The following is a 17,819-nucleotide window of genomic DNA, read 5'->3' as shown; positions in this document are numbered from 1 at the left end:
GGCGGGACATGAGCGCCGCCGCGCCCCTGTTTCGTGCCAATCTGCCCGCGCAAACGGGCGTGTGGATGACGCCATGACGGACGCGCCCAGCCCGCGCCCCGGCGGCGCGATGGTCGAATTTGACAGCGTCGGCCTGCGTTACGGTCCTGATGCCGAAGTGCTGTGCGACATCAGCTTTAACCTGCAACCTGGCAGCTTTTACTTCCTGACCGGGCCGTCGGGCGCGGGCAAGACCTCGCTGCTCAAGATGCTCTATCTGGCGCAGCGGCCGAGCCGCGGGATCGTTCGCCTGTTCGGCGAGGATCTGGTCCACATGCCGCGCCAGCGCCTGCCCGGGTTTCGCCGCCGGATCGGCGTCGTGTTCCAGGATTTCCGCCTGATCCCGCATCTGTCGGCGCGCGACAATATCGCGCTGCCGCTGCGCATCGCGGGGGTCGGCGAAGAGGATCTGTCGGGACCGGTCGGCGAAATGCTCAGCTGGATCGGGCTGGGCGACCGCGCCGACGCGCGCCCAGCGACCTTGTCGGGCGGCGAGCAGCAGCGCGTCGCCATCGCCCGCGCCGTGATTGCGCGACCGCAGCTGCTTGTCGCCGACGAACCGACGGGCAACGTCGATCCCGAAATGGCGATGCGCCTGCTGGGTCTGTTCGAGGCACTCAACCGCCTTGGCACCACCGTCGTCGTCGCGACCCACGACATCCACCTGATCAGCCGGATCGAAAATGCCCAGATGATGCGGCTGGAAAAGGGGCGGCTCGCCGACCCGACTGGCGCGCTGCGCTATCCGCCGGCAAACCGGGCATGACGGGGCAGGCATGATCATCCCACGCGTCCCCGTCCAGCACCGCCGTCTGCTGCCCGATCGTCGTCTGTCGGGGCCGACGCCGTGGGTGATTGCCATCCTGATGATGCTGACGCTGCTTGCCGCCGCCGCCGGGGTCGGGCTGGCACGCTCGGCCAATGCGATCGGTAGCGCGATTGCGGGGCGGGTGACGGTCCAGATCGTCACCGCCAATCCGGTGACGCGCGCCGAGCAGGCCGCGGCGCTCCGCCGCGCTGCCGCCGCGCAGCCCTTTGTCCGGTCGGCGCGCTCAGTCGGGCAGGAAGAATTGCAGGAAACGCTCGGCCAGTGGTTCGGCAGCGCCGAAGACAATGATCCGGTGCTGCAATCGCTGCCCCTGCCCGCACTGATCGACATCGATTTCGTTGGCGAGGATCGCAGCAGCCATATGGCACAGCTGCGCGCGCTGGTCGCGGCGGAAGCCCCGGGGGCGCGGATCATCCCGCACGCCGAATGGTTGGGACCGGTCGCGCAGTTGATCCGCTCGCTGGCGTGGATCGCCGGGGGGCTGGTGCTGTTGATGACGCTCGCGAGCGCCGCAGTGGTCATCATGACCGCGCGCGCCGCGCTTGCCACTCATTTCCCGACGATCGAGATCCTCCATTTGATCGGCGCCACCGATCGGCAGATCACCCGGCTGTTTCAGCGCCGCATCGCGATCGACACCGCCTATGGCATCGCGCTCGGCAGCGTCGTCGCCGCGGCGATCCTGTTGCTGATCGGGTGGCAATGGACGGGAATCACCTCGGGCCTTGCCGCAACCGCATCGCTGGGGCCAGCCGGCTGGGCGCTCCTGCTGGCGCTGCCGCTATTGGCTATCGCCCTCGCAGCCCTGACGGCGCGCCAGACGTTGCTCGCCGCGCTCAAGAAGATTTTATGATCAAGCGCCTGATATCCCTTCTCTTCCTGGCTTGGGTGCTTGGCTTTGCATGGTTTGCCCTGCTGCCACCGCTGCCCGCCCCGGCGCAGAAAACCGACGCCATCGTCGTGCTGACCGGCGGACCGGGACGCATCGACCGGGCGCTCGAACGGCTGGAAGCGGGCGATGCCAAGCGGCTGCTGATCAGCGGCGTCGCGCGCGAGGTGAAACCGCGGGAACTCGCTGCCGAATATAAACGCCCCGCCTCGCTGTTCGATTGCTGCATCGCGCTGGGGTTCGAGGCCGAGGATACGCGCTCGAACGCGACCGAAGTCGCGACCTGGGTTGCGCGGCGCAACTATAAAACGGTGCGACTGGTCACCACCGACTGGCACATGCGCCGCGCCGAATATGAAATCGGCCGCGCGATCGGCGACAAGGTGACGATCCTGCCCGACGCGGTGCGCAGCGAGCCCAATTTCGCCACGCTGTTTCGCGAATATCACAAATATCTCGCGGGGCTGGCGGGCGGCCTGCTGGGCCTGTAAGCGCTACGCCGATGCGCTACACCATCGCCCTGTTCCGCTCGATCCTGTTCTGGATCGCCTTTTTCGTGATAAGCAGCATCTCGTCGATCGGGGGGGTAATCGCGCTGCCGATCTCGCATCGCGGGACGATTTTTTTCGTGCGCATCTGGGCAAAGGCGCACCGCATCTTCTGCCGTTTCCTGCTCGGCCAGACGATTGTCATCGACGGCGATATGCCCGACGTCCCGGTGCTGTATGTCTTCAAGCATGAATCGGCATTCGAGACGATCGAACAGCCGATGCTGTTCAAGCATCCTGCGGTGTTCGCCAAAGAGGAGCTGTTTTCGATCCCGGTCTGGGGTCAGGCAGCGCGTTTTTACGGCCTGATCCCGGTTGATCGCGACGGCGGCGGCAAGGCCATGCGCGCAATGCTCGGTGCCGCGAAGGCGGCGCTCGCCGCAGGCCGCCCGCTGGTGCTATTTGCCGAAGGGACGCGGGTGCCGCATGGAGAGGCGCCCCCGCTGCGCCCCGGCTTTGCGGGCATGTACCGGCTGCTTGGGGTCGATGTGATCCCTGTCGCGGTCAACAGCGGCCTCGCTTTTCCCCCGCGCCGCTGGGTCAAATGGCCGGGCACGATCACCTACAAGATCGGCGAGACCATCCCCGCGGGGCTGCCGCGCGAAGAGGCCGAGGAGCGCGTGCGCGTGGCGATCAATGCACTGAACCCGCCTGAGGCGTTGTTGAAAGCCTGATCGTCGCCCCCGCGAAGGCGGGGGCCGCTGGAGAAGTAACGCAAGGTCGATGGCGGCCCCCGCTTTCGCGGGGGCGACGTTGTTTAGCTAATGCTTCCGCCCGAAATCGGGCGCCGGATCATCCTGCCCCTCGGCAATGATCGACCGGCGGATCGCACGGGTGCGGGTGAACCAGTCTTCCAGCTTGTCGGCATCGCCGCGACGGATCGCCTGCTGCAAGACGGTCAGATCTTCGTTGAAGCGCTGCAAGGTCGCCAGCACCGCGTCCTTGTTGGCCAGGAACACATCGCGCCACATCACCGGGTCGCTGGCGGCAATACGGGTGAAATCGCGGAAACCGCCCGCCGAATATTTGATCACTTCGCTCTCGGTGACCTCCTCCAGCTCGCTGGCGGTGCCGACGATCGTATAGGCGATCAGATGCGGCAGATGGCTGGTGACGGCCAACACCATATCGTGATGCGCGGCGTCCATGACGTCGACCCTGGCGCCCAGCGCTTCCCAGAACACGGTCAGCGCCGCAACCGCATTGGCGGGCGCCGCAGCATCAGGGGTAATGATGCACCAGCGCCCGTCGAACAGGCTGGCGAAGCCCGCGGCAGGGCCGCTGTTCTCGGTGCCCGCGACCGGATGCGCGGGGATGACGATATGGCCGGGCAGCGCCTTTGCCAGGGCCTCGGCGACGCTCGCCTTCGACGATCCGACGTCGGAGATGATTGTGTCCTTGCCCAGTCCCGGCGCCATCGCTGACGCCGCGGCGGCCATGCCGCCGACCGGTACCGCCAGGATGACCAGATCAGCACCAGCGACCGCGCCGACGGCCTCGTCAATCACCGTGTCGCAGAGACCCAGCGAGCGGGCGACATCGCGCACCTCGGCACTGGCGTCATGGCCAATGACCATCACATCGGGCAGCCGTTCCTTCACCGCGCGCGCGATCGACGATCCGATCAGGCCAAGCCCGATGATCGCCAGACGTTCGACGCGCCGTGTCACCATCAGCCGTTCAGCGCCGCGCGGATCGCCGCCGCCAGCCCGCGCGTCTCGTCCTCGGTGCCGATCGTCATGCGCAGCGCGTGCGGCAAACCCTGTCCGGGCAGCCAGCGGACGATATAGCCCGCGTCCATCAGCCGGTTGTACACGGTCTCGGCGCTCACATCGCCCTCGAACAGCACGAGCAGGAAATTGCACGCCGACGGCACGACGCGCAGCCCGTGATTGCCCAGGCTCCCGATTTCCTGCGCCAGCCAGGCGCGCCATTTGGTGTTATGATTGCGGCTGGCGGTGACGAATTCCTCGTCGCCGATCGCCGCGATCGCCGCCGCCTGCCCGGCGCGGGTGACATTGAACGGCAAGCGGATGCGGTGCAGCGCCGAAATCACCTCGGCAGCGGCATAGCCCCAGCCGATGCGCTCGGCGGCGAGGCCGTGGATCTTCGAAAAGGTACGGGTGACGAACACATTGGGCTGTGTCTTGGCAAGCTCAAGCCCGCCGTCGTCCTCGGCCTCCGACAGATATTCGGAATAAGCCTGATCGATCACGAACAGCACGTCCTTGGGCAGTCCGGCATAGAGCCGCGCGACCTCATCCTTCGACGCCAGCGTGCCGGTGGGGTTGTTCGGATTGGCCAGATAGACAACGCGCGTCCGCTCGGTCACCGCGGCGAGCAACGCATCGACATCGGTCGCATAGTTGCGGTCATCGGCCTCGACCGGCACCGCGCCGACCCGCCGCGCCGCGATCTCGTACACTGCAAAACCATAGCGCACGTACAAGATCTCGTCGCCGACGCCGGCATAGGTACCCGCCGCCAGATGCAGCAGCTCGTCCGACCCGTTGCCGCAGATGATCCGCGCCGGATCGAGCCCGAATTTCGCCGCGATCGCCGCGCGCAGTTCGGCCGAACCGGGATCGGGATAGCGCGACAAAGCGTCGGGCGCTGCCTGCGCCGCAGCAAATGCCGCGCGGGCTTTCTCGCCGGTCCCCAGCGGATTTTCATTGGCACTGAGTTTGATCAACGGGCGACCATCAGCCCCCGCCGATTTGCCGGGGACATAGGGAGCGATGCCGCTGATCCACGGCTTCGGGCTGAGTGTTTGGGTTGCGTCGGTCATGCCGCGCCGTTTAACGGCTATGCGCCCCAAGTCCAGCGTCTAGTCCAGCACGTTGACAGGCCTCGCGCGCCCGCTTAGCCCCGCGCAAACCATGGCCAGCTTGCTCCACCAGATCCAGCATCACAGCGTGACGATCCCAGCGTCGCTGCCGCTCGACAGCGGGCAGAGCCTGCCGTCGGTGACGATCGCCTATCAAAGCTATGGTGCGCTCAACGCCGCCAAGTCGAACGCGGTGCTGATCTGCCACGCCCTGACCGGCGACCAATATGTCGCTAGCGACCATCCCGCGACGGGCAAACCCGGCTGGTGGGCGCGTATGGTCGGCCCCGGCAAGCCGATCGACACCGACCGGTTCCACGTCATCTGCGCCAATGTGCTGGGCAGCTGCATGGGGTCGAGCGGTCCCGCAACCCCCGACGCCGCGACTGGCGCGCCGCTCGGCATGGCGTTTCCGGTGATTACCATCGCCGACATGGTGCGTGCGCAGGCGATGCTGCTCGATCACCTTGGCATCGCGCGACTTCATGCCGTCGTCGGCGGCTCGATGGGCGGGATGCAGGCGCTCGCTTGGGCCGCGGCCTATCCCGATCGGCTCGCCTCGGCGGTCGTCATCGCCAGCGCAGCGCGTCATTCGGCGCAGAATATTGCGTTTCACGAGGTCGGGCGGCAGGCGATCATGGCCGACCCCGACTGGCAGGACGGCCAATATTATGCCAGCGCCCGCGCGCCCACCAAAGGTCTCGCGGTCGCGCGCATGGCGGCGCACATCACCTATCTTTCCGAAGCGGGGCTGACCGAGAAATTCGGTCGCCGCCTGCAGGCGCGCGACATCAAAAGCTTTGGCTTCGATGCCGATTTCCAGGTCGAATCCTATCTGCGGCATCAGGGGCTCGCTTTCACCGACCGCTTCGACGCCAACGCCTATCTCTATATCACGCGCGCGATGGACTATTTCGACTTGGCCGATCCGCACGACGGTCGCCTGTCGGGTGCGTTCGGGGCGGCAAAGGACGTGCGCTTCACGCTGGTCAGCTTCGACACCGACTGGCTCTATCCGACCGCCGAATCGCGCCGCATAGTCCAAGCGCTCCATGCGGTCGGGGCCGCGGCGAGCTTCGTCGAACTGTCTGCGCCTTTCGGCCACGATAGTTTCCTGCTCGACGTTCCTGCGCTCGACCGAATCATGGCGGGTGCCTTGGGGACGGGATGGTAATGACGACGTTGCGCCCCGATCTGGAAATCATCGCCGACGCGATTCCCGGCCGTACGCGCGTGCTCGACATCGGTTGCGGAGACGGCGCGTTGATGGCCGAGTTGCGTGCGCATAAATATATTGATGCGCGAGGGCTCGAAATCGATGCCGCAGCGATTGAGGCGGCAATGGCGCAGGGGCTGTCGGTCGTGCAGGGCGACGCGAACCGAGACCTTGCCGATTATCCCGGCGACGCCTTCGATTATGCCATCCTGTCACAGACGCTTCAGACGACACGGCGCCCCGACCGCGTTGTCGACGAACTGCTGCGTATCGCACCGCGCGCTTTCGTCAGCTTCCCCAATTTCGCGCATTGGCGGATCCGGCTCGCGCTGCTGTGGGGCGGGCGCATGCCGGTGACGCGGCTGCTACCCGTTGCCTGGTACGAAACGCCGAACATCCACCATGTGACGGTCAGCGATTTTCGCGATCTGGTCCGCGACAAGGGCATCAAGGTCGAGCGCGCCTGGTATCTATCAGGCGACAAGCCGACGAGCGCAGCCGCCGCGAGCTGGCGCGCCGAACACGCGATTTTTTTAATTGGGCGGGCATAAAAATCCTCCCCGTCGCGCAGCGATGGGGAGGTGGCAGCGCGAAGCGCCGACGGAGGGGCTTTGGCGCTACCCTCGGCCCCTCCACCACTCGCTTCGCGAGCGGTCCCCCTCCCCATCGCTACGCGACAGGGAGGATTGATTGGCTCAATCCCGCTTTACCAACCCGTTCGCGACAAAATCATTCGCGATCCGCGCGATTTCCGAAATATCGGCATCTTCGTCCCACAGGCCATAACGCATACCCAGAAAAACGTTCATGCCGCCAATCGCCCAGGCATGAATCTCGCCGACATCGACGCGAATCTCGCCGCGTGCCGCCCCCGCCTCCAGCCGTTGGCGAACGCGCGCCACGGTTGTTTCGTAATGGCGGCGATAGCTCGCATAGTCGACGAACTCGGCCTCATCGATGATCCGGTAGATTTCCTTATGCGCGCGCACAAAGCCGAGGAAGGATTCAAGCCCGATGCGTTCGGCGCTAATTTCGTCGGGCGCTGCCTGAACCAGCGGCGTGACATGGTCGCGCAATTGCTCGCTCATATAGCGGACGAGCGCCTGGAAGATTTCATCCTTCGAATCGAAATACGTGTAAAAACTCCCGAGCGCGGTCCCGGCGCGGCGCGTGATGCCGCTGATCGACGCTTCGTGAAAGCCGCGCTCGCCAAATTCGACCGCCGCCGCGTCGAGCAGCTTGCGCAAGGTGCGGCGCCCGCGTTCGGTACGCGGCGTCTTGTCGCGCGCTTCGCCCGCGGCGACGTGAGCTCCGTCTTGCGTCTGATCCATCACCGTCTTCCGTCTCCCCTCCGCCCGCCCTCCGCTTCATCGTGGCTTTTTCGCACCACGGGCAAGCAAAAAACGTCGAAGTCATATTCCAAGTTGAAACTTGGTTCATGTTTCATTATTGGGTGCGTCGCGGCTTGGCAAGCACCGAGCCCAAGAAAAACGAAAAGGGCGGCAAGCGGCCGCTCCTTACATGGGAGAGTCCAACATGCGTCCTTTCGCTCGTCCGCTGCGCCGCGCCATTCTCGCTTCGAGCGCGTTGTCCATGCTCGCCTTTGCCCCCGCCGCCTTTGCGCAAGACGATGGCGCCAACGCCAATGCGAGCGATGACGAGATCATCGTCACCGCGCGCCGCCGCGACGAACGCCTGATCGACGTGCCTGTCGCGATTACCGCTTACTCGGGCGAAGCGCTCGCCAAGGCGGGCGCGATCGACATCACCGACATCGGTCAGACGACCCCGAACACCACGCTCGAAGTGTCGCGCGGCACCAACTCGACGCTCAGCGCCTTCATCCGCGGCGTCGGCCAGCAGGATCCGGTGTCGGGTTTCGAACAGGGGGTCGGCCTCTATCTCGACGACGTCTATCTCAACCGCCCGCAAGCCGCCGTGCTCGACATCTATGACGTCGAACGCATCGAAATCCTGCGCGGGCCGCAGGGCACGCTTTATGGCCGCAACACCATCGGCGGCGCAGTCAAATATGTGACCAAGCAGCTTCCCGAGGAGTTCTCGCTCAAGATCAAGGGCACGCTCGGCACCTATGATCAGGCCGACCTCGTCGTCACCGCCAGCGCGCCGATCGGCGACATCGTCCGCGTCGGCGGTTCGATTGCGCGGCTGTCGCGCGGCGGCTTTGGCGACAACCTCACCACCGGGCTGGAAAATTACAACAAGGACGTCTGGGCCGGCCGCGGCACCGTCGAACTTGGCGGCTATGGCGAGCCGGTGCTGATCCGTATTTCGGGCGACTATACCAAGGACAAGAGCGCGCCGCGCGGCGGCCACCGCCTGATCCCGTCGCTGCGCACCAACGCGCCAGTGCTCGACAATGTGTTCGACAGCCGCGGCGGCCTCGTCGATCCGAAACAGGAAATCGAATCCTACGGTCTGGCGATGAACGTCACCGCCGAACTGACCGACACGCTGACGCTCCGCTCGATCAGCGCCTGGCGCAAGGACAGCTCGGCAACGCCGATCGATTTCGACGCGCTGCCCGCGGTAGATGTCGACGTCCCCGGCTTCTACTTCAACGAACAGATCAGCCAGGAATTCCAGCTGCTCTATGAAGGCGACCGCCTCAAAGGTCTGCTCGGCTTCTATTATCTCGACGCGACCGCCGACACGCTGTTCGACGTCCGCATCTTCAACACCCTCGCCGGGCTGACCGCCTTCACCGAGGCCGATGTCGACACCACGACCTTTGCGGTGTTCGGCGATGCGACCTTCGACTTCACCGAGCAGCTCAGCCTGTCGGTCGGCGGCCGCTACACCTGGGACACGCGCGAAGCATCGATCCTGCGCCAGAATTATCTCGGCGGCGGTTCGCCGGTGTTCGGCGGCGCGGGGGTTCCTTTCGGCGCTCCGGGCACCAATTTCGACGGCAAGCGCAGCTTCAACAAATTCACCCCGCGCGCCTCGCTGTCGTTCAAGCCAACGCCTGACCATACGCTCTACGCCAGCTATTCGCAGGGCTTCAAAGGCGGCGGCTTCGATCCGCGCGGCGTCGGTGTCAACGCGCCGGGCGCCATTCCCGGCGCCCCGACCGAAGACGAAATTGCCGCTTTCCTCAGCTTCCGTCCCGAGCAGGTCGAAAGCTATGAAGTCGGCTACAAGGGCAGCTTGATGGACGGTGCGGTCAATGTCGCGCTTGCCGCCTTTTATGCCGATTACACCGACGTCCAAATCCCGGGTTCGGTCGCCTGCACTGTGCAGGGACTGCCGAGCTTCTGCGGCGTCGTTTCGAACGCTGGCAAAGCAACCTTCAAGGGCGTCGAATTCGAAGGCCGCGTGCGCCTCGGCGAAGATCTGGCGACGGCCGGGGACCGGCTGACGCTGTCGACCGCGCTCGGTTATATCGACGCCGACTATAAGGAATATGTGTCGAACATCATCGACCCGGCCACCGGGCGACCCGTACCAACGAATGTCGCCGATTTCCGCGAAGTGCAGAATACGCCGAAATGGACCGCCAGCGGCACGCTCGCTTACGCGACCCCGATCGGCGACGGCGACCTCAGCTTCGGAACGACGCTGTCGTACCGCAGCAAGACCTATCAGTTCGAAATCCCCAACCCCTATATCGACCAAAAGGGCTTTGCGCTGCTCGACGCCAGCATCGTCTATACCGCGCCCGACGATCGCTGGAGCATCGGGCTGTTCGGCAAGAATCTGACCGACAAGGAATATAAGACCTCGGGTTACACCTTCATCAACGTCAACGCGACCACTGGCGTGCCGGTGATCGGGGCGAACGGCCTGCCGACCTCCGCGCTCGGCACCGAAGGCACGCTGACCGCTTTCTACGGCAATCCGCGCCAGGTTTTCGTCACCGGTACAGTGAAATTCTGAGCCACTGAATATCTGCAAAAAGGGGGAAAGGGGCGTCGGCAACGGCGCCCCTTTTTCGTGGGCGTCTGCGATAGTGGGGCGGGATGGTCCCAGACCAATCCCCCACCCCGTTCGTGTCGAGCGAAGTCGAGACACGCTGAGTTTGTCTCCCCCTTTCGCGTGTCTCGACTTCGCTCGACACGAATGGGATGCAAAGGGCGGTTGTTCACGCCCGCCTGTAATCAGCCGCCCAGCACCGGTGCTCCGGTCAACGCGACCATTCGTTCGCCGTCGATCACAATCGGGCTCGCTAGCCCGTCGACCGCGGCGCCCTCGGGCCGGAACCGCATCCCGCGCGCGATCACCTGCGGGTCGGCAAACACCCCCGCAATATCGTTGATCGGCCCCGCAGGGACACCTTCCGCCTCCAGCGCCAACGCCAGCGGCTGCGCGTCCCAGCCCGCGATCTTCGCCGCGAGCAGCGGAATTAGCGTCGTGCGATTGGCGAGCCGCGCCGCATTGTTCACAAAGCGCGCATCATCGGCCCAGCCGGGTTCGCCCACAATCATACATAATTTACGAAACTGCCCGTCGTTGCCCACCGCGATCACCAGCTGCCCGTCGGCGGTCGCGAACGCCTGATAGGGGACGACATTGGCGTGGCCATTGCCCATCCGGCGGGGCGGGACGCCGCTCGCGAGATAATTGGCCGCCTGATTGGCAAGCACCCCGACCTGACAATCGAGCAGTGCCATGTCGATATGCGCGCCTTTTCCGGTGACGTCACGCCTTCGCAACGCCGCAAGGATTGCGACGGCCGAATACATCCCGGTGAAAATATCGGCATAGGCGATCCCCGCCTTTTGCGGCGCGCCGTCGGGTTCGCCCGTCAGCGACATCGCGCCGCCCATCGCCTGGATGATGAAATCATAGCCCGCACGGTGGGCATAGGGGCCGGTCTGGCCAAAACCGGTAATCGAACAGACGATCAGCCGCGGAAAATCGGTCATCAGTGTCGCGGGGTCGAGACCATATTTGGCCAGCCCGCCGACCTTGTAATTTTCGATCACTGCATCTGCGCCAGCAATCAGATCGCGGACTGCCGCCTGTCCCTCCGCCGTCGCAATATCGATCGCGACCCCAGCCTTGCCGCGATTGGTGCTGTGATAATAGGTCGCACCGAGATTCTCGCCGTTTTCGCCTCGGATAAATGGCGGCCCCCAGCTGCGCGTATCATCGCCGACCCCCGGCCGCTCGACCTTGACCACCTCGGCGCCGAGATCGGCGAGCAATTGCCCGCACCATGGCCCCGCGAGCACCCGCGCCAGTTCGACGACGCGGATGCCTGCCAGAGGCTTCGCAATGCTATCCGCCAAAAGCCGAAATGCCGGTGATCGCGCGGCCCAGGATCAGCGCGTGAACGTCGTGCGTGCCTTCATAGGTGTTCACCGTTTCCAGGTTCACCGCATGGCGGATGACATGATAATCGGCCGAAATGCCGTTGCCGCCATGCATGTCGCGCGCGACGCGGGCGATATCGAGCGCCTTGCCGCAATTGTTGCGCTTGAGCAGGCTGATCGCATCGGGGATCAGCCGCCCCTCGTCGATCAACCGCCCGACGCGCAGCGCCGTCTGCAACCCCAGCGCGATTTCGGTCAGCATATTGGCGAGCTTGAGCTGGACGATCTGATTCGCCGCCAGCGGGCGCCCGAACTGTTTGCGCTCGCCGGTATAATTGCGCGCCGCTTCATAGCAGAATTCCGCCGCGCCCATCGCGCCCCAGCCGATGCCATAGCGGGCGCGGTTGAGGCAGCCGAACGGGCCTTTCAGCCCAGAAACATGCGGGAGCAGTGCATCCTCGTCGACTTCGACCGAATCCATCACGATCTCGCCGGTGACCGAGGCGCGCAGGCTCACCTTGCCCTCGATCTTCGGCGCCGACAGGCCTTTCATGCCCTTTTCGAGCACGAAACCGCGGATCGCGCCGTCATGCGCCTCCGACTTCGCCCACACGACAAACACATCGGCGATTGGGGAATTGGTAATCCACATCTTGGCGCCCTTGAGGCGGTAACCGCCTTCGATCTTTTCGGCGCGCGTCCGCATCCCACCGGGGTCGCTGCCCGCGTCGGGCTCGGTCAGCCCGAAACAGCCGACCAGTTCGCCCGAGGTCAGCCCGGGCAGATATTTGCGCTTCTGCTCCTCGCTGCCATAGGCGTTGATCGGGTGGATCACGAGGCTGCTCTGCACCGAGCAGGCCGAACGATAGCCCGAATCGATCCGCTCGACCTCGCGCGCGATCAGCCCATAGCTGACATAGTTCAGCCCGGCGCCGCCATATTCGGGGTCGATCGTCGCGCCGAGCAGGCCGAGCGCGCCCATTTCCGACATGATCTCGCGATCGAATCGCTCGTCGAGAAACGCCGAGGTGACGCGCGGCAGCAACGCATCGGTCGCATAGGAACGCGCCGTGTCGCGCACCATCCGCTCCTCTTCGCTGAGTTCGGCGTCAAGCTGAAGGGGATCGAGCGGGTCGAGCGCTTCGATGCGCTGCGGATCGGCGAGGGCCATGGAAACGGGCTTTCTCTATATGGCGAGCAGCCCTTTCGGGACACGCGCTAGGGGGTCGGTGCCGCGGTGCTGCGGGCGATTGCGGCAGCCGGACTGTCGCGCGGCTCCAATATCGCCGCGGTCTCGATCAGGTCAAGCGCGCGCCGCGCCTCATGATAGCGCCGCGCATCGATCAGCCAGTCGTTGGCGGCGGCAGCGCCCGGCAGCGCCTCGACCTCGGCGATCGCCAGATCGGCCTGCCCGGCGCCCAGATAACGCCGCGCCCGGTCGAGTCGCTCGGCGGAGCGCGGCGATTGTGTTCCCGCGGCGCGCACAACGAATAATTCGCTCAATTCGCGGCGCAGCCCCGTCCACAAGCTGCCGCTGCCATCGCTGCCGCGCCCGACGAGCTGCGGCGCCAGCGTATCGAGCTCGGCGCGCAATTGTTCCAGCGTCACCGGATCGCGCGAGGTGTCGATGATCGTTTTTACGGCATTGGGCTGATCGTCGCCGAAGCGCAGCCGCAGCTGGGCGTCGAGATAACCAAGCGAAAGCCCGCGATCGAGAGCGCGGCGCACCGCGAAGGCGACGAGCAAGCCTTCTGATCGCGATGCATTGCCCGACGCCGATTCGGCCTCCAGCGTGATCCGCGACAGGCGCTGCTCCAGTTCGGCGACGCGCGCCGCCAGCGCATTGGCACCATCGACCGGCGCGACGATCAGCGGCGCCCCCTTGGGTGCCGCATCGGCGATTCGCACCGGATCGGTCATGTCACGAACCGGCGGTGCGGCGATGACGTTCGCCGCTGATGCCGCGCCATTGCCCGTCAACCAGCGGTTCACTGCCCAGCCGCCGCCAACGATCCCGATCAGCAGCAGGAGCAAGGCAGCGATGGCGAGCAGCCGAAACGATGGTCCCTTGGCCGGGACCGCCTCGGCCGCAGGCGAGGGGGTGTCGATGCTGTCGATTGCCATATGTCTCTTTCGAACGACCCTATTTTCCGCCCTTGTGGCACAAAGCATGGGCCAGTGCCAACAGTGCCGCTTCGGTGGGCTGTGTTGCCGCGGCCCGTCCGGCCCAGCCCTCGCCCGCTACTGCCGCAACCGCGGGGCTGATCGCAACGAGCGTCAGATGCGCGCGCAACGGCCCGACCAAGTCTGAAATCCGTTGCGCCGCGCGGGCCGAATGGGCCAACAGCACCGCTGGTGTAGCGATCAGCGATACCCACGCCTCCGATGGCTCGGCCGCATCGACGGCATAACAAGCCAGCGGCTCCAGCGCGGCGCCGCGCGGGTCGAGCGCCGATCGATCGCGACCACAAAGCCAAAGGATTCTAGGGGCTTGACCTGCCGTCATGCCATCAAGAAGGCTCTGCGCGTCAGCCTCGCCCGTCTGAACCACCGTCAGCCCCGCCGCCCTCGCCGCATCGGCCGTTGCGGCCCCCACCGCATAAACCGGCAGCGGAGCCAGACGCGCGAGCTGCGGCCCCGCCAGCCGCACCGCCTGCGCGCTCGTGAGCAGCAGCGCGTCGAAACTCGCTGCGCTTGGCGCGTTCCATGGCAGCGCCCGGGCCACAAACAATGGCATCGCATGGGCATCCAATCCCAGCGCCTGCGCACGCGCCAGCGTGGCGCGATTGCCCGGTTCGGGGCGGGTGACTAGCAGCGGCAGGCCGCCGCTCATGCAGCGAACAGCCGCCGCACCGTTTCGGGGGCGTCATCGAGCAACCGCCGCGCCAGCGCCGCCGCCGCATCGTCATGGTCTATCAGCGCATGGCCGATTGCATGATCGGCGCCGTCTTCGGAAAAAATCTCGGCGTCGAGTTGCAACATGCCGTCATCGCGCCAATGCGCGTGCGCCGCCACCGGCGAACGACAATCGCCGCCCAGCGCGGCCAGAAAACTACGCTCGGCCGCCACCGCGCGATGGGTCGGCGCGTGGTCGATCGCCAGGATGAGCGCGAGCGTAGCGCCGTCTGCGGCGCGGCACTCGATGCCGATCGCGCCCTGCGATGCCGCGGGCAGCAACACCGCCACATCCTGCGCGGTGCCGACCGCGTGCATCCCCAGCCGGTCGAGTCCCGCCGCCGCCAGCAAGGTCGCATCGGCCTCACCCGCCGCCAGCTTCGCCAGCCGCGTCGCGACATTGCCGCGCAGCAGCACCGGGTCCAGATCGGGGCGGATTCGCCGGATCTGCGCGGCGCGGCGCGGGCTGCTCGTCCCCAGCTTCGCTCCGTGCGGCAGATCGGCAATCGTCGCCGCCTCTATCCCATCGCGCACCACCAGCCGGTCGCGCGGGTCGGCGCGTTCGAGCATTGCGCCCAACGCAAAACGCGCATCGCGCAGCGTTTCGACGTCCTTCAATGAGTGGACCGCAATGTCGATCACCCCGGCGTCGAGCGCCGCATCCAGCTCGCGCGTCCACAGCTCCTTGCCGCCCACCTCGGCGAGCGCGCGGTCTTGGATGCGGTCGCCCGTCGCAGTCATCGGCACAATCTCCAGCGCTTCGGGCGCAAGACCATGCGCCACGATCAGCGCCGCCACCGTCATATGCGCCTGCGCCATCGCCAGCGGTGATGCGCGGGTACCGATACGAAGCGGATGTTCGGGTGTAGGATGCGGGATCGAAACCATGCGCCGCTGCTAAGGCGTCCGGACAGGAAAAGGAAGACAAGGGATTCGCACGAAGATTTGTTCACGCGGAGGCGCGGAGAGAGTGCGATTGCCGCGAAGCGGCTTCTCTTCATCCGGCGTTGCGCCCTAGTAAAGCGTTGATTGAAAAAGGGGTCATTCGACCCGCGCCTTCTTCTCCGCGCCTCCGCGTCTCCGCGTGAACAAAGTTCTTTTCTTCTTCTCTGCGTGCTCTGCCATCTCTGCGCGATTCATTCCTTTCAACCGCGCTTGCCCCCGCACGCCCCGCGCGGGTAAGGGACACGCAACATTATGACTCTCATCCTTGGCCTTGAATCGAGCTGTGACGAGACCGCAGCGGCGCTTGTCGCCAGCGATAGGCGCATATTGGCGCACCGCGTCGCAGGGCAGGAGGCGGAGCACAGCCCCTTTGGCGGCGTCGTCCCCGAAATCGCAGCGCGCGCGCATGTCGACCGCCTCGCGCCGATCGTCGCCGGGGTGCTCGCCGATGCCGGCGTGTCGCTTGCCGACGTCGATGCCGTTGCCGCTACGGCCGGTCCCGGCCTGATCGGCGGGGTGATGGTCGGGCTTGTCACCGGCAAGGCGCTTGCCCATGCCACAAACAAGCCGCTAATCGCGGTCAACCATCTCGAAGGGCATGCGCTGTCGCCGCGGCTCGTCGACCCCGACCTCGCCTTTCCCTATCTGTTGCTGCTCGTGTCGGGCGGCCATTGCCAGTTGTTGCTCGTCAACGGCGTCGGCGACTATCGCCGCCTCGCCACGACGATCGACGACGCCGCGGGCGAGGCGTTCGACAAGACCGCGAAATTGCTCGGACTCGGCTACCCCGGCGGCCCCGCGGTCGAGCGGATCGCGCAGGACGGCAATCCGCACGCCGTGCCGCTGCCACGACCGCTGGTCGGAAGCGCCGAACCGCATTTCTCCTTCGCGGGGCTCAAAAGCGCCGTGGCGCGCGCGGCCGCGAGCGGGGCGCACAGCGTCCCCGACCTCGCCGCCTCGTTCCAGCAAGCGGTCGTGGACTGCCTCGTCGATCGCAGCCGCATCGCGCTCACCGCCTGCCCCGATGCGACGGCGTTCGTTGTCGCCGGCGGGGTGGCCGCCAATGGCGCAATCCGCGGCGCGCTCACCGAACTCGCCGCGCGGTTCGACCGGCCGTTCGTCGCACCGCCCTTGTGGCTGTGCACCGACAATGGCGCCATGATCGCCTGGGCCGGGGCCGAGCGCTTCGCTGCGGGGCTGTTCGACGATCTGTCGGTTGCCGCACGCCCACGCTGGCCGCTTGATCCTGAAGCTGAAACCGTGCGCGGTGCGGGAGTGAAAGCATGACGTCATATCGCAACTTCGGCGTGATCGGCGGCGGCGCTTGGGGGACCGCGCTGGCGCAGTTGCTTGCGGCCGATGGCGCGCCCGTCCGCCTGTGGGCGCGCGAAGCGGATGTCGTCGCCGCAATCAACGCCGAGCATCGCAATCCGGTGTTTCTGCCCGGCGCGGCGCTGTCGCCGTCGCTCACCGCGACCAGTGCGCTCCCCGACATGGCCGCTTGCGACGCTCTGCTCGTCGTCGTGCCGGTACCGTTCCTGCGCGCGGTGCTCGCGGAACTCCCGGCGGGCGACGCACCTTTGATCTTTTGTAGCAAGGGGATGGAAGCGGGCAGCTTCGCTTTCCCGATCGACATGGCACGCGACCTCGCACCGCAGCGGCCGCATGCGGTGTTGTCGGGTCCGACCTTTGCGCACGAGGTTGCCGCGGGCCTCCCGACCGCGATCACCCTCGCCGCCGCCGATCCCGACCTCGCCGCCGCGATTGCCGGCGCGATCGCCCGCCCGCATTTCCGCCCCTATGTGTCAACCGACGTCATCGGCGCCGAGATTGGCGGCGCCATCAAGAATGTCCTCGCCATCGCCTGCGGCATCGTCGACGGCGCGGGACTTGGCCTTAATGCCCGTGCCGCCCTGATCAGCCGCGGCTTTGCCGAAATGACGCGGTTCGGGCTGGCACGCGGCGCGCTGGCGGAAACGCTCGCGGGGCTCGCCGGACTTGGCGACCTCGTGCTGACCTGCACCTCGGGCAATTCGCGCAACTTCGCGCTCGGCCAGGGGCTGGGGCGGGGCGACGATGCCGCCACGCTGATGGCCGACCGCCGCACCGTTGCCGAGGGCGCGTTCAGCGCCCCCGTGATCGCCGCCGCGGCGCGCGCCGACGGCATCGATATGCCGATCTGCGACACGGTGGCACAGCTGGTGGCACGCGAAACGCGCGTGTCCGATGCCATTCAGGCCCTGCTCAGCCGCCCGCTGCGATCCGAGGGTCGGTGAGCTTTCGCAGAGAATTGCCTGCCACCCGCCATCGCGCTAGACTGCGCGCCGGGGACCAGCAGAAGGGGCGGCGGGC

At 66.0% G+C, this 17,819-nt stretch carries 17 protein-coding genes; 9 read left to right on the top strand and 8 right to left on the bottom strand.

From position 1 onward, the window contains the following. The first annotated feature begins 73 nt into the window (after nucleotides 1-73). From ftsE to B4F07_RS10030, 4 genes are read left to right on the top strand one after another with little or no spacing between them, the layout of a single operon-like run. On the top strand, nucleotides 74-805 hold the full coding sequence (gene ftsE / locus B4F07_RS10045; RefSeq protein WP_293701182.1) for a cell division ATP-binding protein FtsE: 732 nt from the start codon (nucleotides 74-76) through the stop codon (nucleotides 803-805). A gap of 10 nt (nucleotides 806-815) precedes the next feature. Beyond that, nucleotides 816-1,721 carry a cell division protein FtsX gene (locus B4F07_RS10040; RefSeq protein ID WP_293701183.1) on the top strand — a complete coding sequence of 302 codons (906 nt, stop codon included), beginning with the start codon at nucleotides 816-818 and terminating at the stop codon, nucleotides 1,719-1,721. Continuing rightward, the gene (locus B4F07_RS10035) at nucleotides 1,718-2,248 is read left to right on the top strand and encodes a YdcF family protein (RefSeq protein WP_293701184.1); all 531 of its coding nucleotides are present in this window, start codon (nucleotides 1,718-1,720) and stop codon (nucleotides 2,246-2,248) included. The genes B4F07_RS10040 and B4F07_RS10035 overlap by 4 nt, the downstream gene beginning before the upstream one ends. Before the next feature lie 11 nt (nucleotides 2,249-2,259). After that, nucleotides 2,260-2,979 (top strand): lysophospholipid acyltransferase family protein, encoded by a 720-nt coding sequence (locus B4F07_RS10030; protein WP_293701185.1) that lies wholly within the window; start codon nucleotides 2,260-2,262, stop codon nucleotides 2,977-2,979. A gap of 87 nt (nucleotides 2,980-3,066) precedes the next feature. Here the strand turns inward: B4F07_RS10030 and B4F07_RS10025 are convergent, their stop codons facing one another. Together B4F07_RS10025 and hisC are read right to left on the bottom strand one after the other, a co-directional pair. Further along, nucleotides 3,067-3,978: a prephenate/arogenate dehydrogenase family protein gene (locus tag B4F07_RS10025; protein ID WP_293701186.1), complete on the bottom strand. Its 912-nt coding sequence runs from the start codon at nucleotides 3,976-3,978 to the stop codon at nucleotides 3,067-3,069. Then, complete coding sequence (gene hisC, locus B4F07_RS10020; protein ID WP_293701187.1) at nucleotides 3,978-5,093, bottom strand: histidinol-phosphate transaminase; 1,116 nt, start codon at nucleotides 5,091-5,093, stop codon at nucleotides 3,978-3,980. The genes B4F07_RS10025 and hisC overlap by 1 nt, the downstream gene beginning before the upstream one ends. Before the next feature lie 91 nt (nucleotides 5,094-5,184). Between hisC and metX the strand changes: the two genes are divergently transcribed. Together metX and metW are read left to right on the top strand one after the other, a co-directional pair. After that, nucleotides 5,185-6,306: a homoserine O-acetyltransferase MetX gene (metX, locus tag B4F07_RS10015; protein WP_293701188.1), complete on the top strand. Its 1,122-nt coding sequence runs from the start codon at nucleotides 5,185-5,187 to the stop codon at nucleotides 6,304-6,306. Continuing rightward, the gene (gene metW / locus B4F07_RS10010) at nucleotides 6,306-6,899 is read left to right on the top strand and encodes a methionine biosynthesis protein MetW (protein ID WP_293701189.1); all 594 of its coding nucleotides are present in this window, start codon (nucleotides 6,306-6,308) and stop codon (nucleotides 6,897-6,899) included. The genes metX and metW overlap by 1 nt, the downstream gene beginning before the upstream one ends. Before the next feature lie 144 nt (nucleotides 6,900-7,043). Here metW and B4F07_RS10005 read toward each other — a convergent pair whose 3' ends face one another. Next, complete coding sequence (locus tag B4F07_RS10005) at nucleotides 7,044-7,679, bottom strand: TetR/AcrR family transcriptional regulator (protein WP_293701190.1); 636 nt, start codon at nucleotides 7,677-7,679, stop codon at nucleotides 7,044-7,046. Nucleotides 7,680-7,884: 205 nt separating this feature from the next. Here B4F07_RS10005 and B4F07_RS10000 point away from each other — a divergent pair, with 205 nt between their 5' ends. Next, entirely contained in the window at nucleotides 7,885-10,248 is a 2,364-nt protein-coding gene (locus B4F07_RS10000; protein ID WP_414711710.1) for a TonB-dependent receptor, read from the top strand. Between the two features lie 221 nt (nucleotides 10,249-10,469). On the opposite strand, the gene B4F07_RS09995 is transcribed toward B4F07_RS10000, so the two are convergent. Genes B4F07_RS09995 through hemC form a run of 5 tightly spaced genes read right to left on the bottom strand, consistent with a single transcriptional unit; the run spans nucleotide 10,470 to nucleotide 15,410 of the window. Continuing rightward, the gene (locus tag B4F07_RS09995) at nucleotides 10,470-11,591 is read right to left on the bottom strand and encodes a CaiB/BaiF CoA transferase family protein (protein WP_293701791.1); all 1,122 of its coding nucleotides are present in this window, start codon (nucleotides 11,589-11,591) and stop codon (nucleotides 10,470-10,472) included. Nucleotide 11,592: 1 nt separating this feature from the next. Next, nucleotides 11,593-12,798, bottom strand: a complete 1,206-nt coding sequence (locus tag B4F07_RS09990) for an acyl-CoA dehydrogenase (RefSeq protein WP_293701191.1) — start codon at nucleotides 12,796-12,798, stop codon at nucleotides 11,593-11,595. A 47-nt stretch (nucleotides 12,799-12,845) separates the two neighbouring features. After that, nucleotides 12,846-13,751 (bottom strand): mitofilin family membrane protein, encoded by a 906-nt coding sequence (locus tag B4F07_RS09985; protein ID WP_293701192.1) that lies wholly within the window; start codon nucleotides 13,749-13,751, stop codon nucleotides 12,846-12,848. 19 nt (nucleotides 13,752-13,770) lie between these two features. Beyond that, complete coding sequence (locus B4F07_RS09980) at nucleotides 13,771-14,460, bottom strand: uroporphyrinogen-III synthase (RefSeq protein ID WP_293701193.1); 690 nt, start codon at nucleotides 14,458-14,460, stop codon at nucleotides 13,771-13,773. Further along, a complete protein-coding gene (gene hemC, locus B4F07_RS09975; protein WP_293701194.1) occupies nucleotides 14,457-15,410 on the bottom strand; it encodes a hydroxymethylbilane synthase in 954 nt (317 codons plus the stop codon). The genes B4F07_RS09980 and hemC overlap by 4 nt, the downstream gene beginning before the upstream one ends. 309 nt (nucleotides 15,411-15,719) lie before the next feature. On the opposite strand from hemC, the gene tsaD reads away from it, so the two are divergent. Both tsaD and B4F07_RS09965 read left to right on the top strand, forming a co-directional pair. Beyond that, nucleotides 15,720-16,754, top strand: a complete 1,035-nt coding sequence (gene tsaD / locus B4F07_RS09970) for a tRNA (adenosine(37)-N6)-threonylcarbamoyltransferase complex transferase subunit TsaD (protein WP_293701195.1) — start codon at nucleotides 15,720-15,722, stop codon at nucleotides 16,752-16,754. Beyond that, nucleotides 16,751-17,743, top strand: coding sequence for an NAD(P)H-dependent glycerol-3-phosphate dehydrogenase (locus tag B4F07_RS09965; protein WP_293701196.1), 993 nt, complete (start codon nucleotides 16,751-16,753; stop codon nucleotides 17,741-17,743). The genes tsaD and B4F07_RS09965 overlap by 4 nt, the downstream gene beginning before the upstream one ends. Nucleotides 17,744-17,819 lie beyond the last annotated feature (76 nt).

Source organism: Sphingopyxis sp. UBA6723 (assembly GCF_002454115.1).
Taxonomy (GTDB): domain Bacteria; phylum Pseudomonadota; class Alphaproteobacteria; order Sphingomonadales; family Sphingomonadaceae; genus Sphingopyxis.
The sequence above is the reverse complement of the archived record's forward strand: the minus strand, read 5'-3'. Positions and strand labels throughout refer to the sequence as shown.

Coding starts and splice junctions, on each gene's coding strand:
- ftsE (WP_293701182.1), top strand. CDS start 74: ATGACGGACGCGCCCAGCCCGCGCCCCGGCGGCGCGATGGTCGAATTT.
- B4F07_RS10040 (WP_293701183.1), top strand. CDS start 816: ATGATCATCCCACGCGTCCCCGTCCAGCACCGCCGTCTGCTGCCCGAT.
- B4F07_RS10035 (WP_293701184.1), top strand. CDS start 1,718: ATGATCAAGCGCCTGATATCCCTTCTCTTCCTGGCTTGGGTGCTTGGC.
- B4F07_RS10030 (WP_293701185.1), top strand. CDS start 2,260: ATGCGCTACACCATCGCCCTGTTCCGCTCGATCCTGTTCTGGATCGCC.
- B4F07_RS10025 (WP_293701186.1), bottom strand. CDS start 3,978: ATGGTGACACGGCGCGTCGAACGTCTGGCGATCATCGGGCTTGGCCTG.
- hisC (WP_293701187.1), bottom strand. CDS start 5,093: ATGACCGACGCAACCCAAACACTCAGCCCGAAGCCGTGGATCAGCGGC.
- metX (WP_293701188.1), top strand. CDS start 5,185: ATGGCCAGCTTGCTCCACCAGATCCAGCATCACAGCGTGACGATCCCA.
- metW (WP_293701189.1), top strand. CDS start 6,306: ATGACGACGTTGCGCCCCGATCTGGAAATCATCGCCGACGCGATTCCC.
- B4F07_RS10005 (WP_293701190.1), bottom strand. CDS start 7,679: ATGGATCAGACGCAAGACGGAGCTCACGTCGCCGCGGGCGAAGCGCGC.
- B4F07_RS10000 (WP_414711710.1), top strand. CDS start 7,885: ATGCGTCCTTTCGCTCGTCCGCTGCGCCGCGCCATTCTCGCTTCGAGC.
- B4F07_RS09990 (WP_293701191.1), bottom strand. CDS start 12,798: ATGGCCCTCGCCGATCCGCAGCGCATCGAAGCGCTCGACCCGCTCGAT.
- B4F07_RS09985 (WP_293701192.1), bottom strand. CDS start 13,751: ATGGCAATCGACAGCATCGACACCCCCTCGCCTGCGGCCGAGGCGGTC.
- B4F07_RS09980 (WP_293701193.1), bottom strand. CDS start 14,460: ATGAGCGGCGGCCTGCCGCTGCTAGTCACCCGCCCCGAACCGGGCAAT.
- hemC (WP_293701194.1), bottom strand. CDS start 15,410: ATGGTTTCGATCCCGCATCCTACACCCGAACATCCGCTTCGTATCGGT.
- tsaD (WP_293701195.1), top strand. CDS start 15,720: ATGACTCTCATCCTTGGCCTTGAATCGAGCTGTGACGAGACCGCAGCG.
- B4F07_RS09965 (WP_293701196.1), top strand. CDS start 16,751: ATGACGTCATATCGCAACTTCGGCGTGATCGGCGGCGGCGCTTGGGGG.